The sequence below is a fragment of the Streptomyces sp. NRRL F-4489 genome (assembly GCF_001509485.1).
Lineage (GTDB): Bacteria > Actinomycetota > Actinomycetes > Streptomycetales > Streptomycetaceae > Streptomyces.
The window spans coordinates 19,708-45,322 of the sequence record NZ_LLZI01000245.1 but is presented as its reverse complement, the minus strand read 5'-3'; the positions used below and the strand labels follow the sequence as shown (position 1 = coordinate 45,322).

Sequence of the window (25,615 nt, the reverse complement as noted above, 5' to 3'; positions counted from 1 at the left end):
AACGTGGGAAGCCAGCCAAGCGCAGCGGCCCCGCACGGCGGGACAGCCAACAACGTGGGAAGCCAGCCAAGCGCAGCGGCCCCGCACGGCGGGACAGCCGACAACGTGGGGCACGACTCACAACCGCAGCACGCGGTCGATCAGTTCACGCTGCGCGTCGGTGAGATGCGGATCCGCGCAGTACCCGGTCTTACCGTCGACCGTGATCGCGTAGCGGAACCCGTCGGGTACGCCCACCGGCGGCTCCGTCGAGGCGCCCGCCAGCGCCCGATCCGCCAGCGCCTGCAACGCCTCGGCGTCGGAACATTCGGCGGTGTCGACCGAGGCATGGCGAGAGATCCCGGCGAAGCCGCCCGTGCGGCTGATTTCGATACGCATGGGGGCCTTCTACCCGCAGGCGCGGGAGTACTCGTGGGGCGGGCGGAACACGCCACCCGCCCCGGGGGACACGGACTACTTCGCGGTGACGCCGACCGTCGACCACGCCTTCACGACGGCCTCGTGCTCCGCACCGGACGCTCCGAAGCGGGCCCCGGCGGCTTCGACCGTCAGGCGCGCGAAGTCGGCGAACTGGGCGGTCTTGGCCAGGTGGCCGCCGGTGAGGACGTCGTACCAGATCTGGCCGGCCCGCTCCCACGCCTTGCCGCCGAGGGCGCTGGCGACGAGGTAGAAGGCGTGGTTGGGGATGCCGGAGTTGAGGTGCACGCCGCCGTTGTCGTCGGCGGTCTGGACGTAGCCGGCCATGGTGGCGGGCTGCGGGTCCTTGCCGAGCTTGGGGTCGTCGTAGGCGGTGCCGGGGGCCTTCATGGAGCGGAGGGCCTGGCCGTGCACGCCGGGGGCGAGCAGGTCGGCGCCGATCAGCCAGTCGGCCCGGTCGGCGGTCTGGCCGAGGGCGTACTGCTTGATCAGCGAGCCGAAGACGTCGGAGATGGACTCGTTGAGGGCGCCGGACTGGCCCTGGTAGTCGAGGTTGGCGGTGTACTGGGTGACGCCGTGGGTGAGTTCGTGGCCGATGACGTCGACCGGGATGGTGAAGTCCTTGAACAGCGTGCCGTCGCCGTCGCCGAAGACCATCCGCTCGCCGTCCCAGAAGGCGTTGTCGTACTTCTGGCCGTAGTGGACGCTGGCGTTCAGCGGGAGGCCGGCGCCGTCGATGGACTTGCGGCCGTAGACCTTGAGGTAGAGCTCGAACGTGGCGCCGAGGCCGGCGTGCGCGCGGTTGACCGAGGCGTCCTGGGACGGGCCGTCGGTCTCGGAGTGGACCTTGTTGCCGGGGAGGTTCTGCTGGTGCCCGGCGTCGTAGATCGTGCGGTTGGGCTTGTCGGCGCCGGCCCGGGCCTCGGCGGGGGCGAGCAGCGTCGCGGCGAGGCCGGTGCGGCGGGTGCGGTGGAGGTTGTCGTGCTCCAGAGTGAGGCGGGCGGGCTCGTGGTGCGCCGGGTCCTCGTGCTCGGCCAGTCTCCCCAGGATGTGGGGCGGGACGATGGTGCAGAAGACCGGGGTCGTGGGGGCAGAAGCGGTGCGCGTCCGGGTCACGGTTTCCTTCATAACCAAAACGGTGGCACTGGGTAGCGTGTCTGTCACTGCCTGCGGCCGAAGTTCCCGAAAACGTGTGGTTGGTCGCATTCCGGCCCGTACGTCCACGCGGTCCCGCATACTGATACGCGACTGCGGATCTTCGCCGCCTCCGCTAACGTGCTTGCCATCATGCGTTTCGGGCTGCTTCTCCTTAGCTGCCGCGGCGAGGGCCTGTAGTCGTAGGCCGACCCCCTCCCCGCGGGATCTGGTGCTGCGTTCGACCGTCGGCCGTCCAACGGACCTCTTCGAGGAGCCCTACGCAATGTCGCAGCCTGTCGGCCGCCCCACCCCGATCACCAACGCCACCCACACGCAGAAGCCCTCCGGACTGCCGATCCACCGGTACCGCCCGTTCGAGGCCGTGCACCTGCCCGACCGCACCTGGCCCGAGAAGCGGATCACCAAGGCGCCCCGCTGGCTCTCCACGGACCTGCGCGACGGCAATCAGGCGCTGATCGACCCGATGTCGCCGGCCCGCAAGCGCGAGATGTTCGATCTGCTCGTACGGATGGGGTACAAGGAGATCGAGGTCGGTTTCCCGGCGTCCGGTGAGACGGACTTCGCGTTCGTCCGGTCGATCATCGAAGAGGGCGCGATCCCGGACGATGTGACGATCTCGGTGCTGACGCAGGCGCGCGAGGAGCTGATCGAGCGCACGGTGGAGTCGCTGCGCGGCGCCGCCCGGGCCACCGTCCACCTCTACAACGCCACCGCCCCCACCTTCCGCCGGGTCGTCTTCCGCGGCTCCAAGGAGCAGGTCAAGCAGATCGCGGTGGACGGTACGCGGCTGGTGATGGAGTACGCGGACAAGCTGCTGGGCGACGAGACGGTCTTCGGCTACCAGTACAGCCCGGAGATCTTCACCGACACCGAGCTGGACTTCGCGCTGGAGGTCTGCGAGGGCGTGATGGACGTCTGGCAGCCCGAGGAGGGCCGCGAGATCATCCTCAACCTCCCCGCCACGGTGGAGCGTTCGACGCCCAGCACGCACGCCGACCGCTTCGAGTGGATGAGCCGGAATCTGTCCCGGCGCGAGTTCATCTGCCTGTCGACGCATCCGCACAACGACCGCGGGACGGCCGTCGCCGCCGCCGAGCTGGCCGTGATGGCCGGCGCCGACCGCATCGAGGGCTGCCTGTTCGGCCAGGGCGAGCGCACCGGCAACGTCGACCTGGTCACCCTGGGCATGAACCTCTTCAGCCAGGGCGTGGACCCGCAGATCGACTTCTCGCAGATCGACGAGATCCGCCGGACCAGCGAGTACTGCAACCAGATGGAGGTCCACCCGCGCCACCCGTACGCGGGCGACCTGGTCTACACCGCCTTCTCCGGCTCCCACCAGGACGCCATCAAGAAGGGCTTCGACGCGCTGGAGGCCGACGCCGCCGCGCAGGGCACGACCGTGGACGGCATCGAGTGGGCGGTGCCGTACCTGCCCATCGACCCCAAGGACGTCGGCCGCTCCTACGAGGCGGTCATCCGCGTCAACTCGCAGTCCGGCAAGGGCGGTATCGCCTACGTCCTGAAGAACGACCACAAGCTGGACCTGCCGCGCCGGATGCAGATCGAGTTCTCCCGGATCATCCAGGAGAAGACCGACAGCGAGGGCGGCGAGGTCACGCCGGCCGCGATCTGGGAGGTCTTCCAGGACGAGTACCTGCCCAACCCGGACAACCCCTGGGGCCGCATCCAGGTCAAGGCCGGGCAGACCACCACGGGCAAGGACGGGGTGGACACCCTCACCGTCGAGGCCGAGGTGGACGGCGAGGAGCGCGTCCTGACCGGCTCCGGCAACGGTCCGATCTCCGCGTTCTTCGAGGCGCTGCAGGGCCTGGGCATCGACGTCCGGCTGCTCGACTACCAGGAGCACACGATGAGCGAGGGCGCCTCCGCGCAGGCCGCCTCGTACATCGAATGCGCCATCGACGGGAAGGTGCTGTGGGGCATCGGCATCGACGCCAACACCACCCGCGCCTCCCTCAAGGCCGTGGTCTCCGCCGTCAACCGCGCGGCCCGCTGACCTCGTAACGCGCCACTTCCCGCACCCGGCCCCGCCGCTCCCCACCCCCAGGAGCGGCGGGGCCGACGCACACCGGCGCGGGCGGCGCCGTACACACTCCGTACGCAACTCCTCACGCGTTCCGGCCAGCGGGCCGGCCGTTGTCCGATACGGGGTGCTGACGGCGCATCACGGGTGTGGCTAACATCACGTACCGAACGGCAAGGGAGCCGCGGCATGGCGGAGGGCTGACGTGATGCGCAACGTACGTGTGGTGGGGGTGCGCACCTCGTGGCGGACCGTCGCCGACGGGGAGTTCTTCTGTCCCGACTGCGGCGGCGACCGCAACTACCTCCGGCGCGCCGGCCGGCGCCGCCTCCACGTCCTCGGCGTCCCCCTCCTCGCCCGCGGCGACGCCCGGCCCGTCCTGGAGTGCTCGGCCTGCCACGGCCGCTTCGGGCTCGACGCGCTGGACCACCCGACCACCGTGCGGCTCTCCGCGATGCTCCGGGACGCCGTGCACACCCTCACCCTGGCGCTGCTCGCGGCCGGCGGCACGGCCTCCCGCACGGTCCGCGAGACGGCCGTGGCGGCGGTCCGGGCGGCCGGGTCCGCCGACTGCACCGAGGACGAACTCCTCACCCTGCTCGCCGCGCTCGCCGCCGACACCGGCCCGATGACCGGTACGTACGAGGCGGCCACCGGCGGCCACTGCGGCCACCAGGGCCTCGACCCGTGCGGTACGGCGCTGGCCATAGAGCTGCACGAGGCGCTGGAGCCGCTGGCCCCGCACCTCGCGCCCGCCGGGCGGGAGTCGCTGCTGCTGCGCGCCGCCCGGATCGCGCTCGCCGACGGCCCCTGCACCCCCGCCGAACGGGAGGTGCTGGCGACCGCCGGCGCCGCGCTCACCCTCGACCCGGATGATGTCGAGCGGGTGGTCGCCGCGGCGGCGCGCGGAACGCGCTACCGCGGCTGAGAGTCTTACGCGGCCGCCCCCAGCCGCACCGGCAGGCTCGCCCAGCCGCCCGCGATGAAGCCGCCCGCGGGCGTCAACTCCTCGGGCGGAACGGCCAGTTGGAGGTCGGGGAAGCGGTCGAAGAGGGCCGGGAGGGCGGTCCGCGCCTCCAGGCGGGCCAGCGGCGCGCCGATGCAGTGGTGCACCCCGTAGCCGAACGCCAGATGCTCCTGGCCCGCGCGGGTCAGGTCGAACTCCGCCGCGTCCGGGCCGTGCTGCGCGGTGTCCCGGCCGGCCGCCGCGTACATCGGCAGGATCGCCTCGCCCTGGCGGATCACCTCGCCGTCCGGCAGCTCGATGTCCTCCACCGCGAACCGCAGCGGCAGGCTGGCGATGCTCGGCCGCCAGCGCAGCGTCTCCTCGATCACGTCGTTCCAGGACGCCGCGCCGCCGCGCACCAGCTCCAGCTGGTCGGGGTGGGTCAGCAGCGCGTACACCGCGTTGCCGAGCAGGTCCACGGTGGTCTCGTGGCCGGCGCCGATGACCAGCAGCAGGGTGTCCAGCAGCTCCTGCTCGGTCATCCCCTCGCCCTCGTCGTCGCGCGCCGCGACCAGCGCGCTGGTCAGGTCGTCGGCGGGCTCGGCGCGCTTGGCCGCGACCAGCGAGCCGAGCAGCTTGTTGACCGAGACCCAGGTGGCGGTGGCCTGCTCGGGCGTGGCCGTGGTGTCCATGATCTCGGCGACGATCCGGGCCAGTTCGATCCGCGGTTCGCCCTCCGGGTAGCCGAAGAGTTCGCAGATCACCTGCATGGGGAGGGGGTGGTTGAAGGACTCCCGCAGGTCGATGGCCTCGTCCGCCGGGTGGGCCGCGAGCCGGTCCAGTAAGCCGCGGGTGATCTGCTCGACGCGCGGCACCATCGCCTCGGTGCGGCGGGCGGTGAACGCCGGGGCGATCAGCTTCCGCAGCCGGCGGTGGTCGGGCCCGTACGCGGTGAACATGTTCGTCACGCCGATCCACGACTGGAGCCAGCTGCCGCGGATCTCCGGGCGCTGCCACTCCGGCCAGTGCGCCCGGGGGTTCTTCGAGACCCGGTCGTCGGTCAGCAGCTGCTTGAGCAGGGCGTGGCCGGTCACGCCCCAGGCCGCGATGCCGCCGGGCAGTTCGATCCGGGCGGCCGGGCCTAGTGCGCGGAGGCGGGCGTTCTCTCCGTGGATGTCCGTTCCGGCCGGGTCGATGACGACGGGCCGCTGTCGCTGTTGTGCCATGGCGTAGCTCCTGCCTGGTCCGGGGTGATGGGGGTGAAGCGGGCGGGAAGGGCCGCCAGGGCCCGGTGGAAGGCCCCGTTGCGCCACTGCAACTCATCTGTGGGGACGGCGAGTTCGATGTCGGAGAGCCAGGCGGTCAGCCGCTCGATCGCGGTGGTGGCGATCAGCAGCGCGTGCCGCTTCACCGGGCAGGCGTGCGGGCCCGCCGCCCACGACAGGTGCGAACCGCTGCCCGACCCCGGCCCGGCCGCCGCCGTGGTGTCGAACTGGCTGTTGGCCGCCGCGTACGAGACCATCACCAGCTGCCCGGCGCGCAGCCAGGTGCCGTGGAAGAAGACGTCCCGGACCGGGAAGTGCGCCGAGTAGTTTGTCAGCGGCGGGTCGTTCCACAGCACCTCGTTGATGGCGTCGTGCACGGTCAGCGCGCCGCCGGAGAGGGTGTTGTAGTAGCGGTCGTCGGAGAGCATCCGGGACAGCGCGTTGCCGATGAGGTTGGCCAGCGGTTCGTTGCCGGCGCCCATCACGAGGATGATGTTGTGGATCAGTTCCTCGTCGCTGAGGTCGTTGGGATGGTCCATCATCCACGACGTCAGGTCCGGGCCGCGCTGCGCCTTCTTCGCGCCGACCAGCTCCATGATGTACTGCGTGTACGCCTCGTTGGCGGCCGCGGCCTCCTCCGGCGAATTGCCCTCCAGCATCCCCGCGATGGCCGCGATCAGCCGGTCGCTGTAGGAATCGGGCAGCCCGAAGAGGGTGTTGAACATCAGCAGCGGGATCAGCCGCGCGTAGTCCGCGATCAGATCCGCCTCACCGCGCGCGCCGAAGCGCTGGATGAGGGTGTCCGCCGCGTGGTGGACGCGGGAGCGCAGTTCGTGCGGCTCGACGAGCTTGAAGCTGTCCACGATGACGTCGCGGTAGCGGACGTGCGCCGGGCCGTCGCTGTAGAAGACGTTCGGCCGCCAGCCCAGCATCGGCATGATCGGGGAGTCCGGCGGGACGGTCTGCATCCAGGCCCGGGAGTCCTTCGACCACGTCGCGTCGTCGTTGAGCAGGTCCAGCGCCGCCCGGTAGTCGGTGACCAGCATCGCGGTCACGCCGGGCGCGATCTCCACCGGGGCGAGTGCCCCGAACTGCCGCAGGTACGCGTAGACCCGCCCCGGGTCGGCGGCGAACTCCGGCCCGTACAGCCGCACCGGCGCGGCGCCCTCCTGGTGCGCCGGGGCCGCCTGGTACGGCGCGCCCGCGTGCGCCGGGCAGCCCGGCGGCGGGGCGGCGGCCTCCGGCGGTGGCGGGGCGGTGTGCCCGGGGCAGGACGGCGGCGGGGCGGCGCCCGGCTCGTACGGCGAAGTCACGGGTTCGGGTTCTCCTCGGGCGTATGGGCCAGGACGTGGCGGACCAGCGCGATCAGCGCGTCCACGGACTGGTCGCGGTCGCGGGCGTCGCACAGCACCAGCGGGGTGTCCGGGTGCAGGTCGAGCGCCTCGCGCAGCTTCGCCACGTCGTACTGCGGGGCGTCGGGGAAGGTGTTGACCGCGACCGCGTAGCGCAGCCCGGCCTCCTCGATGATGTCCATCACCTCGAACGAGTCCGCCAGCCGGCGGGTGTCGGCGAGGACCAGGGCACCGAGCGCACCGCGCGCGATGTCCTGCCACAGCGGGCGGAAACGCTTCTGCCCGGGCGTGCCGAACAGGTACAGCACCAGATCCCCGGACAGCGTCAGCCGCCCGAAGTCGATGGCGACGGTGGTGGTGGTCTTGTCCCGCACCCCGGCCAGGTCGTCGACCATCGCGCCGGACTGCGTCATCACCTCTTCGGTGTGCAGCGGCGGGGTCTCCGACAGCGCCCGGATCAGGGTGGTCTTGCCGACCCCGAACGGCCCGGCGACCAGCAGCTTCACCAGCGTCTGGTCCTCGCCGGAGAGATACATGCCGCCGGTCGCGGCGCCGGTGTCAGGACTTGAGAGAGCGGAGTCCATCGAGAACCCTCTCCAGGATCTGCCGGTCGAATTGCTCGGCTTCGGGTATGGGGGCACGGGCGTGCAGGCGTCCGGCGTCGACGAGGTCGGCGACCAGCACCTTCACCACGCTCACGGGCAGGTGGAGGTGGGCGGCGACCTCCGCCAGCGTCAGCGCGCCGGGCCGGAGCAGCTCCAGGATTCGCTGCTCCTCGGGGCGTACGTCGCTGGTGAGCGGCATGTCCACGCTGATCAGCACGGTCATCCGGTCCAGCGTGTTGCGGCTGGGGCGGGCGCGCCCCCCGGTCGCCAGATAGGCCGGTACGAGGCGCCGCCCGCTGCTCTGGCGCGGCGTCATGCCGGGCTGCCGGTGTCCCGGGCCGGGCTGTTCATGACCTTCTTGCCCAGGGTCGTCACCTGGATCTGCATGTGGTGCGCGACGACGCCCATGTTCACCTCCGGATCGGCGAAGACGGCCAGGCAGGTGTTCTCACCCGCCGGGATGGCGAAGACGAAACCTTCGTCGGACTCGATGACGGTCTGCCGCAGCGTCGCGTCGTCCTTCTCGGTGAACGCCGCGGTCACCGCGCGCCCGGCACCCTGGAGGGCGGACATCATCGCCGCCACACCCTCCGCGGCCTCCCGCGACAGGCCCGGCGAGGCCCCCTCGATGAAGCCGTCGCCGGAGATGACGGCGGCGTGGACGACATGCGGCAGCTCCAGCAGAGGAGCCAGCACCCAGGACTTGTCCTCGGTGACACGGCGACGGGTGGGGCTGTTCATGACTGGGCGTTCCCTTCGGGACTGCGCGGGGAATCGGACTGCGTGGGGTCGGCGTGGGGGGCGGCGTCGGTGTGGGCTGCGGCCCGCCCGGACTCGGTGCCGCGCTGGAGCGCCGCCCAGCGGGAACCGGTCTCCTCCGGGGAGCGCAGATTGAGGGTTTCGGTACGCGATTCGAGCGGCTGCTGCTCGGTCATCGGCCGGCGCCGCCGGCGGCGCGGCAGCTCACCGTCGGCCTGCGGCTCCGGCTGTGCCTGCTGGGCCTGCGGCTGCTGAGGCTGCGTCTCCGGCTCCTGGGGCTTGGCGTGCGCGCGGCGCGAGGGCAGTACGGGCGGCGCCGCCTGCTCGGCCTGCACGGGCGGCTGGGGGGCCGGGGCCGGGGCGGCGGGCACCGCGCCCGCGGGCGTGGCGGGCGCCGCGGCCCCGGTCGGCATCGCCCGGTCCCGGACGGCCGGCCGGTTCGGCACCGGCGCCATCACCGACATCGGCCGCGCGCCCTCGTCCAGCACGGTCAGCAGCGGATCGCCCGGGATGTAGACCACGGCCCGCACACCGCCGTACGGCGACGGCTCGACGTGCACCCCGAAGCCGTACTGCCGGACCAGCTGGCCGGCCGCCGCGAAACCGGACCGCGGCGGGTCGCCCAGCTGCGTCAGCAGCAGGCTCTCACTGCCCGTCAGCAGCTCCATGGCGTGCTTGAGCTCGTCGTCGTGCATACCGACGCCGTAGTCGTCGATGATGACGGACGCGCCGCGGTTGCCCTGCTGGAGGGTGACGGTGACCGGCAGTTCGCGGTGCGAGTGGTGCAGCGCGTTCGCCAGCAGCTCGGTGACGGTGATCGCGATCGGCTCGACGGCCCGCGCCACGACGGCGACCGGGTCGCGCAGCTGGTTGCTGATCTGCACCCGCTCGTAGCCGCGCAGCCGGGAGCTGGCGCCGACGACGAGTTCGGCGAGGTAGGAGTCCTCGCGGGTCAGGCCCGGCCAGGCGCCGCAGACCACACCGGTGGCCTGGACGCGGCGCAGCGCCTGCTCGTTGAGGAAGTCCAGGTCCAGCAGCTCCTGGGCGATCTGCGGATCGTCGTGGCGGTGCTGCATCTCCTGGACCGCGGTCTGCACGCGGTACAGCAGCGCCTGGATCGTGGTCGTCGCGCCCCGCAGGGTGGACTGCGCCGCCGCGTCGACGCGGGTGCGCTCCTTGGTGATCGCCTCGCTGACCTGCGCCAGCACACCGTCCAGCGCCTTCTCGGTCTCCGAACCGCTGAATCGTTTGTCCAGCAGCCCGCGCACCGGTACGTGCGGATGGGCCAGGGCCATGGTGAGGTCGGGCAGCCGGGCCTCGGCCAGATGCCGGATCTCGGCCTCCGTGGCCCGCAGTCTGGCCGACAGCTCCGTATTGCTGTGAAGCGTGGCGCTGCTCTGTTCCTCCGCGGCGGTCAGGCGGGCCTTCAGGCCGGCCCCGTCCTTGCGCGCGCGGACCAGGAGCACCGCCAGCACGACGGCGGCGACCGTGCCCGCGCTGAGGCACCACAACAGCGCCTGCGGTATGGATGTCATCGAGATCCTCGTGTGGAGACTGCCGGGGATGTCTCGGCCGCGACGGCTGCCGTGCGCCGATCATCACCGGATGCTACCTGCCCCCCGACACGCCGTGAGGGTCCTTGACGTGCGGAGACCGTGAAGTACGGAAGGTCACGTTCAGCCGCTGATGACCGGTCGGTAACGTGATGCGGCCCCGTCGCCCGAAAAGGACGGCGGGGCCGTGGGTGGTGCGGTGACCTCCGGTCAGGCGCCCGTGAAGCGGTCGTTCTTGACGGCTCCGACGAACGAGGTCCAGCCTTCGGCCGGGAAGACGAGGGCGGGGCCGTCGGGGTTCTTGCTGTCGCGGACGGGGACGATACCGGGGAGGTCGTCCCTGACCTCCAGGCACTCGTCGTTGTTGTGGCCGCTGTAGCTACTCTTGCGCCAACGGGCGACCTCGACGCAATCGCCGCCGTGTCCGTCGCTGTAGCTGCTCTTGTACCACTGAGCGTTACTCAGGTTGTACTCGCGCATTGTCGGTATTCCTCCGCCGCCGATTCGATCAGGGCCAGGGACGCCTCCGGCGAGAGCGCGGCGGCCCTGATCAGATCGTAGTCGTGCTGCACGCGCTGCACTATGGCCGGATCGTCCAGCAGCGTTCCCGAGTACACCGCCTCTGTATAGGCAGTTGGCGGCGCATCGGCGAAGTCCATGAGCTTCAGCAGCTTGCCCATGGAGGGGTACGCGCCCGCGGCGAACGGGAGGACCTGAACCAGGATCTTGTGCTCACGGATCAGTCGAGCGATGTGCTCCAACTGCTCGGCCATGACGGCCGGTCCGCCCACTGGGACCCGCAGCACGGCTTCGTGTAACACGGCCCAGTACGTGGGGCGTTCTGGGCCTTCGAGAACGACCGCGCGAGCCAGGCGTGAGCGCACGTCCTCATCGAACTCCTCGTCCGGCGCGAACACGTTGCCCGCACGCATGACGGCCCGCATGTACCTCTCGGTTTGGAGCAGCCCGGGCACCGCCATGGGCGCGAAGTCGCAGATCTTCGTCGCCAGCGGCTCCAGCTCTACGACCTTGGCGAAGTAATCCGCGTACTTCTGATCGTCGATGAGCTTGCGCCACGTCCGCTCGAAAAAACCGTCGGTTTGCAGCACCTTGTCGATGAGCTTGGCGACGTCCAGTTGCGGGCGGCGGATCGCCTGCTCGAACTGACCGATATATCCGCCGGATACGAACACCAGGCTGCCCAGTGCCTCCTGAGTTAACCCGGCGTTCTCGCGGTGGCGTTTGAGTTCGGCGCCCCAGTACTCCCATGCCACTTGGCGTGAAGTATTGGCCATGGTCTACGTCCTTTCCCTGCACGGCAGTTGCAGAGCCGGTCCTGTTGCTCAGGTTAGCGCCGTGGCGTCACGCTTTTGCTGCAAACGGTGAAAAGGAGCCGCTGATGCAAAACGACCGCACCGAAGTGGAAAACGTGATCAAGGAATTGCGCGAAGCTTTGGCCCGAGCCGGGATCGTGCTGCCGTCGCTCGGGTTCGACCCGGTGTCGTACGCGCACCGGACCATGCCCACCCTGGTGGAATTGGGCCGCTGCAATATCGACACCGCGCGGCGGCTGGTGAAGGCGCTGGGGGAGCGGTGACGGGCACCGTGCGGCCGCCGGTCGCGGCGCCCGAATTCGGGGCGTACGTGGTGGACACCCGGGACGGGCGGGTGGGGCGGGTCGTCGGCCGGGCCGGTCGCGGGCTGCGGCTGCTGCCGGTGGGGGGCGGAGCGGAGTGGGACTGCGCCCCCGAAATGACCCGGTACGCCTCCGCCGGGGAGCGGCTGCAGGCCGAGACCCGGTACGCCAACGCGCGCAGCCGGGGCGAGCGGGCCTGACGGCGGCCCCGGGGCCCGCCCGGACGGACCGGACCCGGGGTGCGGGAGAATGGCGGTATGACTCTGTTCCGCGACGACGGCATCGTGCTGCGCACCCAGAAGCTGGGTGAGGCGGACCGGATCATCACGCTGCTCACCCGCGGGCACGGCCGGGTCCGGGCGGTGGCGCGGGGCGTGCGGCGGACGAAGTCGAAGTTCGGGGCCCGGCTGGAGCCGTTCTCGCATGTGGACGTGCAGTTCTTCGCGCGCGGCAGCGAGCTGGTCGGGCGCGGGCTGCCGCTGTGCACGCAGAGCGAGACGATCGCCGCGTACGGTGGCGCGATCGTCACCGACTACGGCCGGTACACCGCCGGGACGGCCATGCTGGAGACCGCCGAGCGGTTCACCGATCACGAGGGCGAGCCGGCCGTCCAGCAGTATCTGCTGCTGGTCGGCGGGCTGCGGACGCTGGCCAACGGGGAGCACGCCGCGCACCTGGTGCTGGACGCGTTCCTGCTGCGCTCGCTGGCGGTGAACGGCTACGCGCCGAGCTTCGACGCCTGCGCGAAGTGCGGAATGCCCGGTCCGAACCGCTTCTTCTCGGTGGGGTCGGGCGGTGTGGTGTGCGGGGACTGCCGGGTGCCCGGAAGCGTCGTACCCTCCTCTGAAGCCATCGGGCTGCTGAGCGCGCTGCTGACCGGCGACTGGGCGACCGCGGACGCCTGCGAGGCGCGGCACGTACGGGAGGGCAGCGGCCTGGTCGCGGCGTATCTTCAGTGGCATCTGGAGCGCGGACTGCGTTCGCTCCGCTATGTGGAGAAATAGGCGGCGGGACGCGCATCGCACACCAAAGCCCTCCACCACACACCGTCCATCGATTTATTGCAGAGGAGACTGGGGCGCATGGCCGTACGCGGGATTCTGGGGCGCAACCGACGGGAATACCAGACGCCCGAGCCGCATCCCTCCGGTGCGCGTCCGCCGCGGATCCCCGGGGAGCTCGTACCGAACCACGTCGCCATCGTGATGGACGGCAACGGGCGGTGGGCCAAGGAGCGCGGGCTGCCGCGCACCGAGGGCCACAAGGTCGGTGAGGGCGTGGTTCTCGACGTTCTCAAGGGCTGTATCGAGATGGGCGTGAAGAACCTCTCGCTGTACGCCTTTTCCACCGAGAACTGGAAGCGGTCGCCGGACGAGGTGCGCTTCCTGATGAATTTCAACCGCGATGTGATCCGCCGGCGCCGGGACGAAATGGACGCGCTGGGCATTCGTATCCGGTGGGTCGGGCGGATGCCGAAATTGTGGAAGTCGGTCGTCCAGGAGCTCCAGATCGCCCAGGAGCAGACCAAGAACAACGACAAGATGACGCTGTACTTCTGCGTGAATTACGGCGGGCGGGCCGAGATCGCGGACGCCGCGGCGGCGATCGCCGCGGACGTCCGGGCCGGGAAGCTGGACCCGTCGAAGGTCAACGAGAAGACCATCGCGAAGTACATGTACTACCCGGACATGCCGGATGTGGACCTGTTCGTCCGGCCGTCCGGTGAGCAGCGGACCTCGAACTACCTGATCTGGCAGAGCGCGTACGCCGAGATGGTGTTCCAGGACATTCTCTGGCCGGATTTCGACCGGCGGAACCTCTGGGAGGCGTGCCTGGAGTACGCCAAGCGGGACCGCCGCTTCGGGGCGGCCCCGCTGGAGGAGGGCGAGAAGGCGACCTGAGCCGGGGACCGGCCCGGGCTCACCGGGCCGGGCTCACACGCTCGGGTCGCGGTGGGTCGGGCGGCCGTCGAGGACGGTGAGCAGCACCGGCAGCTCCGGCAGCTCGGTGGCGGGCGTGGTGAGCGGGTCGCCGCCGAGGACGGTGAGGTCGGCGCGGCAGCCGGGGGCGAGCCGCCCGGCCCGGTCCTCCTCACCGGCCGCGTACGCCGCGTGCACGGTCATGCCGCGCAGCGCCTCCAGCGCGGTGAGCGCCTGCTCGGGGCCGTGCGGCGGGCGGCTGAGGTCGCGGGTGGGGCGGCGGTGGCGGGCACCGGCCAGGACGCCCAGCGGTTCGTAGGGCGCGATCGGCCAGTCGGAGCCGAGGACGACGGTGGCGCCGGAGTCGGCCAGATCGCGGCAGCGCCAGGCGCGGGCGGCGCGCTCCTCGCCCAGCCGCCGCGACCAGTTGTCGGTGTGGTCGGCGCGGGTGAAGTCGCAGCAGTGGGTGGGCTGCATGGAGGCGATCACGCCCAGCTCGGCGAAGCGGCGGAGGGTGTCGTCGGGGACGGTCTCGATGTGTTCGATGCGGTGCCGGATGCCGCTGCCACTCGTGGAGCCCGCCGCCGCGCGGGCCTTCTCGACCGCGTCCAGGACGTGGCGGACGGCGGCGTCGCCGATGGCGTGGGTGGCGGTCGGCACACCGGCCGCGTGCAGTTGCCCGATGACGCGGGTGTACGCGTCGGGGTCGGGCCAGAAGGCGTGCGTGGACTCGCCGTGGCAGTCGGGGCGTTCGAGCCAGGCGGTGCCGTTGTCGATGGTGCCGTCCATGAAGAGCTTGACCCCGGCGGTACGCCACAGCCGGCCGCCGGTGCCCTGCTGTGCGATCAGCGCGCGGACGCCCTCGTCGCCGGTGCCGGGCTGGCACCAGGGCGCGACCCGCAGCCGCAGCGGGAGGTCCCCGGCCGCGTCCAGCTCCGCGTAGAAGTCGAGGCTGTCGCCGTTGGCGTCCATGACGTGGCCGCCGGTGAGGCCGGACGCGGCCATGGCGCGCAGCGCGGCGGCCAGGCGGTCGCGGCGCTCGGCGCGGGTGGGCTGCGGGGCGGCGCGTTCGACCAGTTCGCAGGCGGCGTCCTCCAGCAGCAGACCGGTCGGGCGGCCGTCCGCGTCGCAGACCACCTCGGCGGCCTGGTCGAAGGTGCGCGGGCCGTCCACACCGGCGAGTTCCAGGGCGCGCGGGCTGGCGAGCAGCGAGTGCGCGTCGAAGAGCAGGAGCAGCGCGGGGATCCCGTCGAGGACGGGGGAGAGGGCGGCGGCCTCGACCGGGCGGTCGCCGAAGACGTTGGGGTCCAGGCCCCAGCCGCGCAGCCAGGCGCCGGGGGCGAGGGTGGCGGCCTCGCGGGCCAGGGCCGCGCGCACCTCGTCCAGGTCGGTGCAGCGGGAGAGGTCCAGGCCGTGGGAGAGGTCGGCGCCGGTGACCGGGTGGAGGTGGCCGTCGGTGAGGCCGGGGGTGACCACCGCGCCCTTGAGGTCGAGCACCGTGGTGGCGGGGCCGGCGAGTCGGCGTATCTCGCGGTCGTCGCCGAGGGCGGTGATCTTTCCGTCCGCCGCCGCGAGGGCGGTCTCCGGCAGGAAGGCGCCGGTCGCCGGGTCGAGCAGGCGGGCGGAGAGCAGGACGAGGTCGGCGGGCACGGCGACTCCTGGGGGAGGGGGAAGGGGCGGGGCGGCTGCTGCGGGGCGTTACGTGCTTCTACGTGCTTCTACGTGCCTTTGGGTCGCAACGAGCCCTCCGGCAGGCCGAGTTCGCGTTCGGCGGTCGGGAAGACCATCAGGAACGACTCGTCGGGGTGCTCGCTGGTGTCGGTGTTGGCGTGCGCGCCGAGGCCGTCGAGCACCACGAGGATCCAGATGGCCGCCATCAGCGGGTCCTTGGCGTGGAATTCACCGCATTCGACGCCCTCGCGGACGAGATCGCTGAGCCGGCCGCGCCAGGCCGCCTCCTGGGCGGCGACCCGCTCGCGGAGCAGGGGGCGGTAGCGGCTGAGGTGGCGGGCGTTGATCCACAGCCGGCTGATGGCGTCGTACGGCTCGCCGGCGGTGCGGGCCAGGAAGCGTGCCATCCGCTCGGTCGGGGTCTCGCCGGGGGCGGCGGGCGGCAGCAGTCCGTCCAGCTCGCCGGTCGCGGCGCTGCCGAACGCCTCCGCCACCAGCTCCTCGGCGGACGGGAAGTAGTGGCTGATCAGGCCGGGGCGGACGTCGAGGTCCTCGCCGATCCGCCGCAGGGTGATGCATTCCAGGCCATCGGTGAGGGCGACGGTGGCCGCGGCCTCGACGATCTCGGCCCGCCGGGCGGCCGGGTCTTTCCGGATGCGTTTGCGCGGAACCCTTGACGACATACCCCGGAGGCTATTGAGTGTGCGACCAATAAGCAACCAGGTCGGTCAACGACCCGTCCCCGGAGGGCCCATGGCGTCCACGATCCCCGACCCGAGCACCGGCAGCGACGGCAGGTCAGAGGCGGCCGGACCGCCCCCGGTCCGCCCCGGCCGGATCGAGGCGCACGGCATCGACCACATCCCCGACGAGGAACGCCACGGCCGCCCCCGGTCGCTGTTCTCCGTCTGGGCCGCCGCCAACGTCAACTACCTGAATCTGGTGGTCGGCGGCGCGCTGATCCTCATGGGGCTGACCCTGTGGCAGGCGCTCGCGGTGATCGTCGTCGGCAATCTGCTCTGGGTCGTCACCGGCATCCTCGCGGCCCCTGGCCCGGCCGCCGGCGCCCCCAGCGAAGTGATCACCCGCGCCCTCTACGGCGTCCTCGGCAACCGCGTCAACAACGCGGTCACCGGCTGGCTGATCTCGGTCAGCTACGTCGCCCTCAACCTCGCCGCCGCGGCCGGTTCGGCTTTCTCGCTCGTCGCGCGCACCGGACTGCCGCTGACCACCCCGGTCAAGATCATCGTCGTGGTGGCCATCGCCGCGGTCACCCTGACCATCAGCGTCTACGGGCACGCCCTGATCGTGAAGCTCTACACCCCGATCACGCTCGTGCTGGCCGCCGCGTTCGCGGTCGTCGCCTGGGCCGTGGCCACCCACGCCGACTTCGGCTACCGGCCCGCCCACCCGCTCTCCGGCACCGCCCTGTGGGCCGCCCTGCTCACCGGGACGACGCTGATGGCCTCCGGCCCGCTCTCGTACACCACCAGCGCCGACTTCTCCCGCTACCTGCCGCGCGCCACCTCGCCGTACGCGGTGATCGGCTGGACCGCGCTCGGCGGCTTCCTGCCCGGGGTGGTGGTGTGCTCACTGGGCGCGCTCGCGGCCACCGTCGTGGACATGACCGACCCGCAGACCGCGCTCCAGCACATCCTGCCCGGGTGGTTCACACCGCTCTTCCTGCTCGCCCTCGTCCTCGGCACGATCGCGCTCAACGCGCTGACCGCGTACAGCGCGGGCCTCGCCCTCCAGGCCGTGGGGATACGCATCCGCCGCTCGGTCAGCGTCCTGGCGGACGGCGCGGTCGCGGTCGGGCTGACCCTCTACGCGCTGCTGGTCTCGAACTTCCTCGACACCGTGAACGACGTGCTCCAGCTGACCGTCGTCCTACTCGGCCCCTGTAGCGCCGTCTACGCCATGGACATCGTGCTGCGCCGCAACCGCTACGACGGGCGGGCGCTGTGCGACGAGAGCCGGGGCGGGCCGTTCTGGTACACCGGCGGCTTCAACTGGCGCGGAGTGGCTGCCCTGGCGGGCGGCGTGGCGGCGTCCGCGCTCTGCGTCGGGACGCTCTACACCGGGCCGGTGGCGAGCGCGCTGGACGGGATCGACCTCGCACTGCCGGCCGGGATGGCGGTGTCGGCCGTGCTGTACGCCGTACTGCCGGGGCGGCCGCGTACGGCGGAGGGCACCGCCGACCTGGCTACCGGCCTCACCACCGACCGCGCCGCCGACCGGACCGGCTGACGGGCCGGCTGAAGGGCCGCCCGCCCGGGAGCCGTCAGGCGTCGCGCCCGGACTCCGCGGCGGCCGCGCAGTCCCCGCAGGTGCCGAAGATCTCGACGGTGTGCGCCACATCGCGGAAGCCGTGCTCGGCGGCGATCTGGTCGGCCCACTTCTCCACCGCCGGGCCCTCGACCTCGACGGCCTTGCCGCAGCCCCGGCACACCAGGTGGTGGTGATGGTCGTCGGAGCTGCACCGGCGGTAGACGGCCTCGCCGTCGCTGGTGCGCAGCACGTCCACCTCGCCGGCGTCGGCGAGGGACTGCAGCGTGCGGTAGACGGTGGTCAGCCCGACCGAGTCGCCCCGGTGCTTGAGCATGTCGTGGAGTTCCTGCGCGCTGCGGAACTCGTTGACCTCGTCGAGTGCGGCCGAAACCGCGGTGCGCTGCCGCGTCGACCGGCCGCGGACCGGAGAACCCGCGCTCGTCGCCACCGTTGCCTCCCTAGGACGTCAGGACTTCTCCCGCGCATGCGTTTGGCCATTGTGCCAGGTGATGACCGGAAGCCCTGTTTGGTTCTTACAGCTACCTCTCTGTCTGCCCCTTCCGGGGGAGGTCCCACACCCGCCGCGGCGGGCGCCCGTCACACCCGGACGTCGTCCTCGGCGGGGCGGCTGCCCGGTACCTCCAGGGTGCATCCGCCGCCGCCCGCCGCGGCGGCGGTCCGGGCGCGCCGGCGGGCCAGCGGGGCGGCCAGCGCGGTGAAGGCGATGAACAGCGCGATGGCGAACAGCACGATGGTCGCGCCGGACGGCACATCGACGTAGTACGAGGCGGTGGTGCCGGTCAGCGTCACCGCCACGCCGATGCCGACCGCGGTCGCGAAGGTCACCGCGAAGCTCCGGCTGATCTGCTGGGCGGCCGCGACCGGGATCACCATCAGCGCGCTGACCAGCAGCAGGCCGACCACCCGCATGGCGACGGTGACGGTCACCGCGGCGGTCACCGCGATCAGGAGGTTCAGCAGCCGCACCGGCAGGCCGGTGACCCGGGCGAACTCCTCGTCCTGGCAGACCGCGAACAGCTGGCGGCGCAGCCCGATCGTGATCACCAGCACCAGTGCGGCCAGCACGTAGATCGTGACCATGTCCTGCGGGGAGACGGTGGTGATCGAACCGAAGAGGTACGTCCCGAGGTTGGCGCTGGAACCGGCGTCGGAGAGGTTCATCAGCATCACACCGCCGGCCATACCGCCGTAGAACAGCATGGCCAGCGCCAGGTCGCCGCGGGTCTTGCCGTACCAGCGGATCAGCTCCATGATCACCGAGCCGACGACCGCGACGACGGTGGCCATCCACACCGGGCTGCTGTTGAGCAGGAAGCCCAGGCCGACACCGGTCAGCGCGACATGGCCGATGCCGTCGCCCATCAGGGCCTGGCGGCGCTGGACGAGGTAGATGCCGATGGCGGGGGCGGTGATGCCGACGATCAGCGCGGCGATCAGCGCCCGCTGCATGAAGGCGTAGGAGAGGATTTCCATGAGGGCGGGCCCCTAGCTCAGCAGGCCGGTGCGGAGCGGCTCCGCGGCGGCGTCGGCGTGCGGGTGGACGTGGTCGTGGCCGGGCAGGGCGTGCTGGCCGACGGCCTCCGGGGGCGGGCCGTCGTGGACGACGCAGCCGTCCCGCAGCACCACCGCGCGGTCGATCAGCGGCTCCAGCGGGCCCAGTTCGTGCAGCACCAGCAGGACGGTGGTGCCGCGGCCGACCTGCTCGCGCAGGGCCGAGGCCAGCACCTCCTGGCTGGCGAGGTCCACACCGGCCATCGGCTCGTCCATGATCAGCAGATCCGGTTCGCCCGCCAGCGCCCGGGCTATCAGCACCCGTTGGTGCTGTCCTCCGGACAGGGCGTTGACGGAGTCCTTCAGCCGGTCCGCCATCCCGACCAGCTCCAGCGCGCGGTGCACCGCCGCGCGGTCCGCCTTGCGCAGGATGCCCAGCTTCGTACGGGCCAGCCGGCCGGCGGTGACCACCTCGCGGACCGTGGCGGGGACCCCGCCGGCCGCGGTGGTGCGCTGCGGTACGTAGCCGATCCGGGCCCACTCCTTGAAGCGGCGGAACGGCGTGCCGAAGAGCGCCAGCTCGCCGCCGGTCAGCGGCACCTGGCCGATCACCGAGCGGACCGCGGTGGACTTGCCGGAGCCGTTGGCGCCGAGCAGGGCGACGACCTCGCCGGGGCGCACGGTCAGATCGATCCCGCGCAGGACGGGGCGGCCGCCGAGGGAGGCGGTGGCGCCGCGCAGTTCGATCACGGGCCGGTCCTCCCGGCTGCTGTCGCCGACCCGGTCGGTGTCCTTCATCAGCTGACCTCCGTCGGTGCGGTGCGGGCTCACGGGGCGTGCGGCGCCGGTCACTTGGCGCCGAGCGCCTTCTGGAGCGCGGCGAGGTTGGCGCGCTGCACGGAGAAGTAGTCCTGGCCGCGCGATTTGGCGGTGATCCCCTCCAGCGGGTCCAGCACATCGGTCTTCAGGTGCAGATCGCCGGCGAGGGTCTTGGCGGTGGCCGGATTGGCCAGGGTCTCGAAGAAGACCGTGGAGACGTGGTGGGTCTCGGCGAGGGTGTGGAGCTGCTTGACGCGGTTGGCGCTGGGCTCGGACTCCGGGTCCAGGCCGCTGATCGCCTCCTCGGTCAGCCCGTACCGCTCGGCGAGGTAGCCGAAGGCGGCGTGGGTGGTGATGAACGTGTCCGACGTGCGGTTCTTCAGCCCGTCCGCGAACTCCTTGTTCAGCGCGTCCAGCTTCTTCACCAGCGCGTCGGTGTTCTTCCGGTAGTCCGCCGCGTGCTGCGGGTCGGCCGCCGCGAGGGTCTTGTCGACGCCCTTGGCGACCTCGGCGAACTTCACCGGGTCCAGCCAGATGTGCGGGTCGCGGCCCGGCTCGGCGTCCGAGCCGGTGTGGTTGTCGCCGGTGGTGTGGTGGTGCCCGTCCACCTCGGTGCCGTGCGTCTCCAGGCCGGTCAGCTCCGCCGCGTCGGCGATGTGCTTGACGCCGGACTGGGCGATCGAGTCGTCCACGGCGGGCTGGAGGCCCTTGAGGTAGACGATCGCGCCGGACTCGTTGAGCTGGGCGGTCTGCTTGGCGGTGAGCGTCAGGTCGTGCGGCTCGACGCCGGGCTTGGTGAGGTTGGCCACCTCGACGTGGGACCCGCCGATCTGCTCGGCGAGGAACTGCATCGGATAGAACGACGCCGTCACCCGCAGCTTCCCGTCGTCGGTGCGTCCGGAGGCGGTGGTGGAGCACGCGGACAGGCCCAGCAGGGCGAGGGCCGCGGCACCGGCGACGGCCGCGGTGGATATGTGAGGGCGTACGTTCATGACTGTCATTTTCAACAAACATGGAAATGATTGTCAACAAAGTGCGCGCCACGTCACAGGGCGAACAGAACCGGCCGGAACCGATCGGCAAACCGATTTGGTCCGGGGGGTACGCCCGCCGCTACCCTGAACTATTCGCTCGCGCGATCCCTGAGCAGCACCCTTCGTCGAGGCGCTCCGCGCCCCCTACATCCACTGTCCGACGTCGTACTGAAGAGAGCACCGTGGCCGCCGACAAGATCGATACCATCGTCAGCCTGAGCAAGCGCCGTGGCTTCGTCTACCCCTGCAGTGAGATCTACGGCGGATCCCGCGCTGCCTGGGACTACGGTCCCCTCGGCGTCGAGCTCAAGGAGAACATCAAGCGCCAGTGGTGGCGCGCCATGGTCACCTCCCGCGAGGACGTCGTCGGTATCGACTCGTCGGTGATCCTGGCCCCCGAGGTGTGGCAGGCGTCCGGCCACGTCGCCACCTTCACCGACCCGCTCACCGAGTGCACCTCCTGCCACAAGCGCTTCCGCGCGGACCACCTGGAGGAGGCGTACGAGGCCAAGCACGGCCGGCTCCCCGAGAACGGCCTCGCCGACGTCAACTGCCCGCACTGCGGCAACAAGGGCGGCTTCACCGAGCCCAAGCAGTTCTCCGGCCTGCTCTCCACCCACCTCGGCCCCTCGCAGGACACCGCCTCCATCGCGTACCTGCGCCCCGAGACCGCCCAGGGCATCTTCACCAACTTCGCGCAGGTCCAGCAGACCTCCCGCAAGAAGCCGCCGTTCGGCATCGCGCAGATGGGCAAGTCGTTCCGGAACGAGATCACGCCGGGCAACTTCATCTTCCGCACCCGCGAGTTCGAGCAGATGGAGATGGAGTTCTTCGTCAAGCCGGGCGAGGACGAGCAGTGGCACGAGTACTGGATGGAGCAGCGCTGGAACTGGTACCGCGACCTCGGCCTGCGCGAGGAGAACATCCGGTGGTATGAGCACCCCAAGGAGAAGCTCTCCCACTACTCCAAGCGCACCGCTGACATCGAGTACCGCTTCCAGTTCGGCGGCTCGGAGTGGGGCGAGCTGGAGGGCGTCGCCAACCGCACCGACTACGACCTCAACGCCCACGCCAAGGCGTCCGGCCAGGACCTCTCCTACTTCGACCAGGAGGCCGGCGAGCGCTACACCCCGTTCGTCATCGAGCCGGCGGCCGGTGTCGGCCGCACGATGCTGGCCTTCCTCCTCGACGCGTACACCGAGGACGAGGCGCCGAACGCCAAGGGCAAGATGGAGAAGCGGGCCGTGCTGCGGCTGGACCCGCGCCTGGCGCCGGTGAAGGTCGCGGTGCTGCCGCTGTCCCGCAACCCGCAGCTCTCGCCCAAGGCGAAGGGGCTGGCCGCCGATCTCCGGAAGTTCTGGAACATCGAGTTCGACGACGCCGGGGCGATCGGTCGCCGGTACCGTCGCCAGGACGAGATCGGGACGCCGTTCTGTGTCACCGTCGACTTCGACACGCTCGACGACAACGCGGTGACTGTGCGTGAGCGCGACACGATGAAGCAGGAGCGGGTGAGCCTGGACCAGATCCAGTCGTACCTGGGGGCGCGGCTCCTCGGTTGCTGATCCGGCCTGGCGGCCGGTGAGGATCCGACCTGTTGACGCCGTTCGGCCTTGGGTTTTCCCGGGGCCGGGCGGCGTTTTTTCGCGCCTCTCCGCTGCGCTTGGCTGGCTTCCCACGTTGTTGGGTTTCCCGCCGTGCGGGGGCCTGTTGCTTGCGCCTTCGGCGCCTTTTGGGTCCGCTGCGCGGGGCTTTTCGGCAGCGGTGCCGGGCCTGCGGGGCAGGGAGTGTCCGGACTGCTTCGCTTTACGTCCGGACACTCCCTGCCCCGCAGACCCGTCCCCTCCCGAGGGGGGTCAATTCACTTGTCCATTGGGGCTGTTCACGGTGGTGTCCTGCGGGTTGTTGTCGGCCGGTGGGCGCTCGCCCTCGACGGGACGAGCGGCACCAACCCACTCACGCCGGCCCCCACGCACCGTATTTATGACCCCCCACGGGAGGGGACGGGTCTGCGGGGTGGGGGTGTGCCGGACGTAAAGCGAAGCAGTCCGGCACACCCCCACCCCGCAGACCCGGCACCGCGGCCGAACAGCCCCGCGCAGCGGAATCAAGCAACGCGCCGCAGGCGCACACGAAACGCACCCGCGGCGGGGCAGACGACAACGTGCGTCAACGAACGCGGCGCGGCAGCCGCAGACCCAAGAACGTCGTGCCCACGACGATCACCAACTGCGTCAGCAGCGCGGCGAGAAACGCGTCCCGGATGCCGGCGGACGGCATCACCGAGAGGAACAGCGTGCCCAGGGTGGCCACCCCAAGGGCGAGCCCGGACTGCTGAGTCGTGACCATGACGCCACCGCCGACACCTGCCTGCTCCGCAGGCAATTCGCTCAGGACGAGGCGCAGCAGCACCGGCAGGACCAGGCCCTGGCCGGCCCCCAGGACGGCCATGCTGGGGGCGAGGGCGGCGACCGGGAGGCCCGGCCAGCCGGCCTGGACGGTGAGGGCGAGGGTGAGCAGGCCGGCGCCCTGGATCAGGGAGCCGGTGATGACGACCTTGCGGCCGTAGCGGGAGACCAAGCGGGGGCCGGCCAGGGACGCGGCGAAGAACGCCAGGCAGAGCGGGACGAGGGCGATGCCGGCCGCCAGCGGCCCGTACCGCAGACCGGTCTGGAGGGCGACGGCGACGACGAACATGAAGCCGCCGAAGCCGATCGAGAACGGGATGATCATGGCGAGGCCGCTGCGCACGGAGGGGATGCGGAAGAGCGACGGGGGGACGAGCGGGGTGCGGCCGGTGCGTTCGGCGCGGCGTTCGACGGCGAGGAAGGCGCCGGCGAGGAAGGGGAACAGGGCCAGCAGGACCCAGGACCACAGGGGCCAGCCGGCGGCCCGGCCCTCGGTGAGGGGCAGGAGGAGGGTGATGAGCGCGGCGGCGAGCAGCACGGTGCCGGGGCCGTCCACCCGGCTCGGGTGCGGCGAGCGGGTCTCCGGCACGGTGCGGGCCGCGAGGAGCCAGGCGGCGGCCGCGATCGGGACGTTGACGAGGAACACCGCGCGCCAGCCGCTGCCGGCCAGGTCGACGGAGACCAGCAGGCCGCCGAGGACCTGCCCGACCGCGCTGGAGACGCCCGCCGTGCCGCCGTACAGGCTGACGGCCTTGGCGCGCCGCTTGCCGGTGGTCGCGGCCTGGATGGTGGCGAGCACCTGGGGGAGCAGCAGCGCGGCGGCGGCGCCCTGGGCGACCCGGGCGGCGACCAGCGTCCAGGCGTCGGGGGCCAGGCCGCAGGCGAGCGAGGTCAGGCCGAAGGCGGCCAGGCCCCAGAGGAACAGCCGGCGGCGGCCGGCCATGTCGCCGAGCCGTCCGCCGAGGACCAGCAGGGTGGCGTAGGCGACGCCGTACCCGGCCACCACCATCTCCAGCGTCGCGGGGCTGGCGTGCAGATCGCGTTCGATGGTCGGCAGCGCGACGTTGACGATGAAGAAGTCGATCATCGGCAGGGCGGCGCCCAGCAGGACGGTCAGCAGGCCCAGCGGGGTCAGCAGCGGGTTCGCCGCCGTACGGGGAGGCGCGCCGGCCGGGGTGGTGGACGGGGCGGAGGGGAGGGTGGTGGGTATGGTTCGGGTTTCGCTCACGGGGAAGAGCATTCCGGGGTGCTCAGCCGGGTACCAGAGCGTCCTGATCCTGGTATCAGCACTACCTGGCAACGGGATGCGGACTGCGGCAGGCTGGACGCCATGACCGTAGAGATGACGCAGGCCGCAGGGGCGGGCCGGGCCCGGGACGGGGACGCCGTGCGGCGGGCCGAGCTGGCCGCCTTTCTGCGCAGCCGGCGCGAGCGGATCACGCCGGAGCAGGTGGGGCTGGTGCGCGGTACGCGCCGCCGCACGCCGGGGCTGCGCCGCGAGGAGGTCGCGCAGCTCGGCGCCGTGGGCGTCACCTGGTACACCTGGCTGGAGCAGGGGCGGGACATCCATGTCTCGCCGCAGGTGCTGGACGCGGTGGCCCGCGCGCTGCTGCTGGACCGCGCCGAGCGCAGCCACCTCTTCGCGCTGGCCGGGGCGGCCGATCCGCTGCCGGGCAAGGAGTGCACCGGTGTGCCCCGGGCGCTGTGGGACGTGCTGCACCAGCTCTCCCCGTATCCGGCCGCCGTCCAGAACAGCAAGTTCGACATCCTCGCGTACAACACCACCTACGGGGAGCTGATGGGCGGTCTGGACGCGCTGCCGGAGGAGGACCGCAACTGCATGTGGCTGGCGTTCACCCACCCCCGGTGGCGGGCGACCATGGTGGACCGCGAGAACACGCTGCGGCGGATGACCGCCAAGTTCCGCGCCGCGATGGCCGAGCACATCGCCGAGCCGGGGTGGAAGGCGCTGGTGGCGCGGCTGACCGAGGCGTCGCCGGAGTTCCGGGAGATCTGGGCGCAGCACGAGGTCGAGCGGCCGTCGAGCGCGGTGAAGGTCTTCCGGCACGCGGTGGGGGTGCTCCAGCTGACCGCGACCAATCTCTGGACGGGGCCGAATCCGGGGCCGAAGGTGCTGGTCTACACGCCGGTGGACGAGGCGTCGCGGGGGCGGCTGGAGGAGCTGGAGCGGATGGCCCGGAAGGCGCGGGAGGAGGCGGTGGCGGGCGTCGGCGCGTAGCGGC

General features: G+C 71.5%; 26 protein-coding genes. 9 read left to right on the top strand and 17 right to left on the bottom strand.

All coding sequences use genetic code 11. The features are described 5' to 3' along the window. Nucleotides 1-117: 117 nt before the first annotated feature. Together ADL22_RS24280 and ADL22_RS24275 are read right to left on the bottom strand one after the other, a co-directional pair. Nucleotides 118-378, bottom strand: a complete 261-nt coding sequence (locus ADL22_RS24280) for a protealysin inhibitor emfourin (protein ID WP_066983686.1) — start codon at nt 376-378, stop codon at nt 118-120. Between the two features lie 75 nt (nt 379-453). Then, nucleotides 454-1,545 carry a M4 family metallopeptidase gene (locus tag ADL22_RS24275; protein ID WP_066983684.1) on the bottom strand — a complete coding sequence of 364 codons (1,092 nt, stop codon included), beginning with the start codon at nt 1,543-1,545 and terminating at the stop codon, nt 454-456. A 292-nt stretch (nt 1,546-1,837) separates the two neighbouring features. On the opposite strand from ADL22_RS24275, the gene leuA reads away from it, so the two are divergent. Next, nucleotides 1,838-3,595, top strand: a complete 1,758-nt coding sequence (gene leuA / locus ADL22_RS24270) for a 2-isopropylmalate synthase (protein ID WP_066983682.1) — start codon at nt 1,838-1,840, stop codon at nt 3,593-3,595. Between the two features lie 235 nt (nt 3,596-3,830). Next, the gene (locus ADL22_RS24265) at nt 3,831-4,550 is read left to right on the top strand and encodes a TerB family tellurite resistance protein (RefSeq protein ID WP_066983679.1); all 720 of its coding nucleotides are present in this window, start codon (nt 3,831-3,833) and stop codon (nt 4,548-4,550) included. 5 nt (nt 4,551-4,555) lie between these two features. Here ADL22_RS24265 and ADL22_RS24260 read toward each other — a convergent pair whose 3' ends face one another. The 8 genes from ADL22_RS24260 to ADL22_RS24225 form a co-directional block, all read right to left on the bottom strand. After that, nucleotides 4,556-5,794 (bottom strand): cytochrome P450 family protein, encoded by a 1,239-nt coding sequence (locus tag ADL22_RS24260; protein ID WP_066983677.1) that lies wholly within the window; start codon nt 5,792-5,794, stop codon nt 4,556-4,558. Continuing rightward, a complete protein-coding gene (locus tag ADL22_RS24255) occupies nt 5,710-7,146 on the bottom strand; it encodes a cytochrome P450 (RefSeq protein ID WP_066983674.1) in 1,437 nt (478 codons plus the stop codon). The genes ADL22_RS24260 and ADL22_RS24255 overlap by 85 nt, the downstream gene beginning before the upstream one ends. Continuing rightward, the gene (locus ADL22_RS24250; RefSeq protein WP_066983670.1) at nt 7,143-7,769 is read right to left on the bottom strand and encodes a GTP-binding protein; all 627 of its coding nucleotides are present in this window, start codon (nt 7,767-7,769) and stop codon (nt 7,143-7,145) included. The genes ADL22_RS24255 and ADL22_RS24250 overlap by 4 nt, the downstream gene beginning before the upstream one ends. Beyond that, nucleotides 7,744-8,106: a DUF742 domain-containing protein gene (locus ADL22_RS24245; protein ID WP_066983668.1), complete on the bottom strand. Its 363-nt coding sequence runs from the start codon at nt 8,104-8,106 to the stop codon at nt 7,744-7,746. Before ADL22_RS24245 ends, ADL22_RS24250 begins: the two co-directional genes overlap by 26 nt. After that, complete coding sequence (locus ADL22_RS24240; protein ID WP_066983665.1) at nt 8,103-8,531, bottom strand: roadblock/LC7 domain-containing protein; 429 nt, start codon at nt 8,529-8,531, stop codon at nt 8,103-8,105. Before ADL22_RS24240 ends, ADL22_RS24245 begins: the two co-directional genes overlap by 4 nt. After that, complete coding sequence (locus tag ADL22_RS24235) at nt 8,528-10,084, bottom strand: ATP-binding protein (protein ID WP_066983662.1); 1,557 nt, start codon at nt 10,082-10,084, stop codon at nt 8,528-8,530. Before ADL22_RS24235 ends, ADL22_RS24240 begins: the two co-directional genes overlap by 4 nt. A 228-nt stretch (nt 10,085-10,312) precedes the next feature. Beyond that, entirely contained in the window at nt 10,313-10,582 is a 270-nt protein-coding gene (locus ADL22_RS24230; protein ID WP_066983659.1) for a DUF397 domain-containing protein, read from the bottom strand. After that, nucleotides 10,564-11,397 (bottom strand): helix-turn-helix domain-containing protein, encoded by an 834-nt coding sequence (locus ADL22_RS24225; protein WP_066983656.1) that lies wholly within the window; start codon nt 11,395-11,397, stop codon nt 10,564-10,566. The genes ADL22_RS24230 and ADL22_RS24225 overlap by 19 nt, the downstream gene beginning before the upstream one ends. A gap of 104 nt (nt 11,398-11,501) precedes the next feature. Between ADL22_RS24225 and ADL22_RS24220 the strand changes: the two genes are divergently transcribed. The 4 genes from ADL22_RS24220 to ADL22_RS24205 all read left to right on the top strand — a co-directional run bounded on the left by ADL22_RS24220 (nt 11,502) and on the right by ADL22_RS24205 (nt 13,639). Continuing rightward, nucleotides 11,502-11,699, top strand: coding sequence for a hypothetical protein (locus ADL22_RS24220; RefSeq protein ID WP_066983653.1), 198 nt, complete (start codon nt 11,502-11,504; stop codon nt 11,697-11,699). Next, the gene (locus ADL22_RS24215; RefSeq protein WP_234430842.1) at nt 11,696-11,938 is read left to right on the top strand and encodes a hypothetical protein; all 243 of its coding nucleotides are present in this window, start codon (nt 11,696-11,698) and stop codon (nt 11,936-11,938) included. The genes ADL22_RS24220 and ADL22_RS24215 overlap by 4 nt, the downstream gene beginning before the upstream one ends. 57 nt (nt 11,939-11,995) lie before the next feature. Next, nucleotides 11,996-12,742 (top strand): DNA repair protein RecO, encoded by a 747-nt coding sequence (gene recO, locus ADL22_RS24210; protein ID WP_066983650.1) that lies wholly within the window; start codon nt 11,996-11,998, stop codon nt 12,740-12,742. 78 nt (nt 12,743-12,820) lie between these two features. Then, nucleotides 12,821-13,639 carry an isoprenyl transferase gene (locus ADL22_RS24205; protein WP_066983647.1) on the top strand — a complete coding sequence of 273 codons (819 nt, stop codon included), beginning with the start codon at nt 12,821-12,823 and terminating at the stop codon, nt 13,637-13,639. Between the two features lie 33 nt (nt 13,640-13,672). On the opposite strand, the gene ADL22_RS24200 is transcribed toward ADL22_RS24205, so the two are convergent. Both ADL22_RS24200 and ADL22_RS24195 read right to left on the bottom strand, forming a co-directional pair. Beyond that, nucleotides 13,673-15,307, bottom strand: coding sequence for an amidohydrolase (locus ADL22_RS24200; RefSeq protein WP_066983644.1), 1,635 nt, complete (start codon nt 15,305-15,307; stop codon nt 13,673-13,675). Between the two features lie 68 nt (nt 15,308-15,375). After that, nucleotides 15,376-16,011 (bottom strand): TetR/AcrR family transcriptional regulator, encoded by a 636-nt coding sequence (locus ADL22_RS24195; RefSeq protein ID WP_066983642.1) that lies wholly within the window; start codon nt 16,009-16,011, stop codon nt 15,376-15,378. Between the two features lie 70 nt (nt 16,012-16,081). Here ADL22_RS24195 and ADL22_RS24190 point away from each other — a divergent pair, with 70 nt between their 5' ends. Next, on the top strand, nt 16,082-17,578 hold the full coding sequence (locus ADL22_RS24190) for a purine-cytosine permease family protein (protein WP_066983639.1): 1,497 nt from the start codon (nt 16,082-16,084) through the stop codon (nt 17,576-17,578). A 34-nt stretch (nt 17,579-17,612) separates the two neighbouring features. On the opposite strand, the gene ADL22_RS24185 is transcribed toward ADL22_RS24190, so the two are convergent. From ADL22_RS24185 to ADL22_RS24170, 4 genes are all read right to left on the bottom strand, one after another. Then, nucleotides 17,613-18,047, bottom strand: coding sequence for a Fur family transcriptional regulator (locus ADL22_RS24185; RefSeq protein ID WP_066983636.1), 435 nt, complete (start codon nt 18,045-18,047; stop codon nt 17,613-17,615). A 149-nt stretch (nt 18,048-18,196) separates the two neighbouring features. Then, nucleotides 18,197-19,093, bottom strand: coding sequence for a metal ABC transporter permease (locus tag ADL22_RS24180; protein ID WP_066983633.1), 897 nt, complete (start codon nt 19,091-19,093; stop codon nt 18,197-18,199). 12 nt (nt 19,094-19,105) lie between these two features. Beyond that, nucleotides 19,106-19,909 (bottom strand): metal ABC transporter ATP-binding protein, encoded by an 804-nt coding sequence (locus tag ADL22_RS24175; protein WP_066983629.1) that lies wholly within the window; start codon nt 19,907-19,909, stop codon nt 19,106-19,108. A 50-nt stretch (nt 19,910-19,959) separates the two neighbouring features. Next, complete coding sequence (locus ADL22_RS24170) at nt 19,960-20,922, bottom strand: metal ABC transporter substrate-binding protein (RefSeq protein ID WP_066983626.1); 963 nt, start codon at nt 20,920-20,922, stop codon at nt 19,960-19,962. Between the two features lie 224 nt (nt 20,923-21,146). Between ADL22_RS24170 and ADL22_RS24165 the strand changes: the two genes are divergently transcribed. Continuing rightward, on the top strand, nt 21,147-22,529 hold the full coding sequence (locus ADL22_RS24165; RefSeq protein WP_066983623.1) for a glycine--tRNA ligase: 1,383 nt from the start codon (nt 21,147-21,149) through the stop codon (nt 22,527-22,529). 604 nt (nt 22,530-23,133) lie between these two features. Here the strand turns inward: ADL22_RS24165 and ADL22_RS24160 are convergent. Then, the gene (locus ADL22_RS24160; protein WP_066983621.1) at nt 23,134-24,612 is read right to left on the bottom strand and encodes an MFS transporter; all 1,479 of its coding nucleotides are present in this window, start codon (nt 24,610-24,612) and stop codon (nt 23,134-23,136) included. Between the two features lie 90 nt (nt 24,613-24,702). Between ADL22_RS24160 and ADL22_RS24155 the strand changes: the two genes are divergently transcribed. Then, nucleotides 24,703-25,611 carry a helix-turn-helix transcriptional regulator gene (locus ADL22_RS24155; protein ID WP_066983617.1) on the top strand — a complete coding sequence of 303 codons (909 nt, stop codon included), beginning with the start codon at nt 24,703-24,705 and terminating at the stop codon, nt 25,609-25,611. The last annotated feature ends 4 nt before the right edge of the window (nt 25,612-25,615 follow it).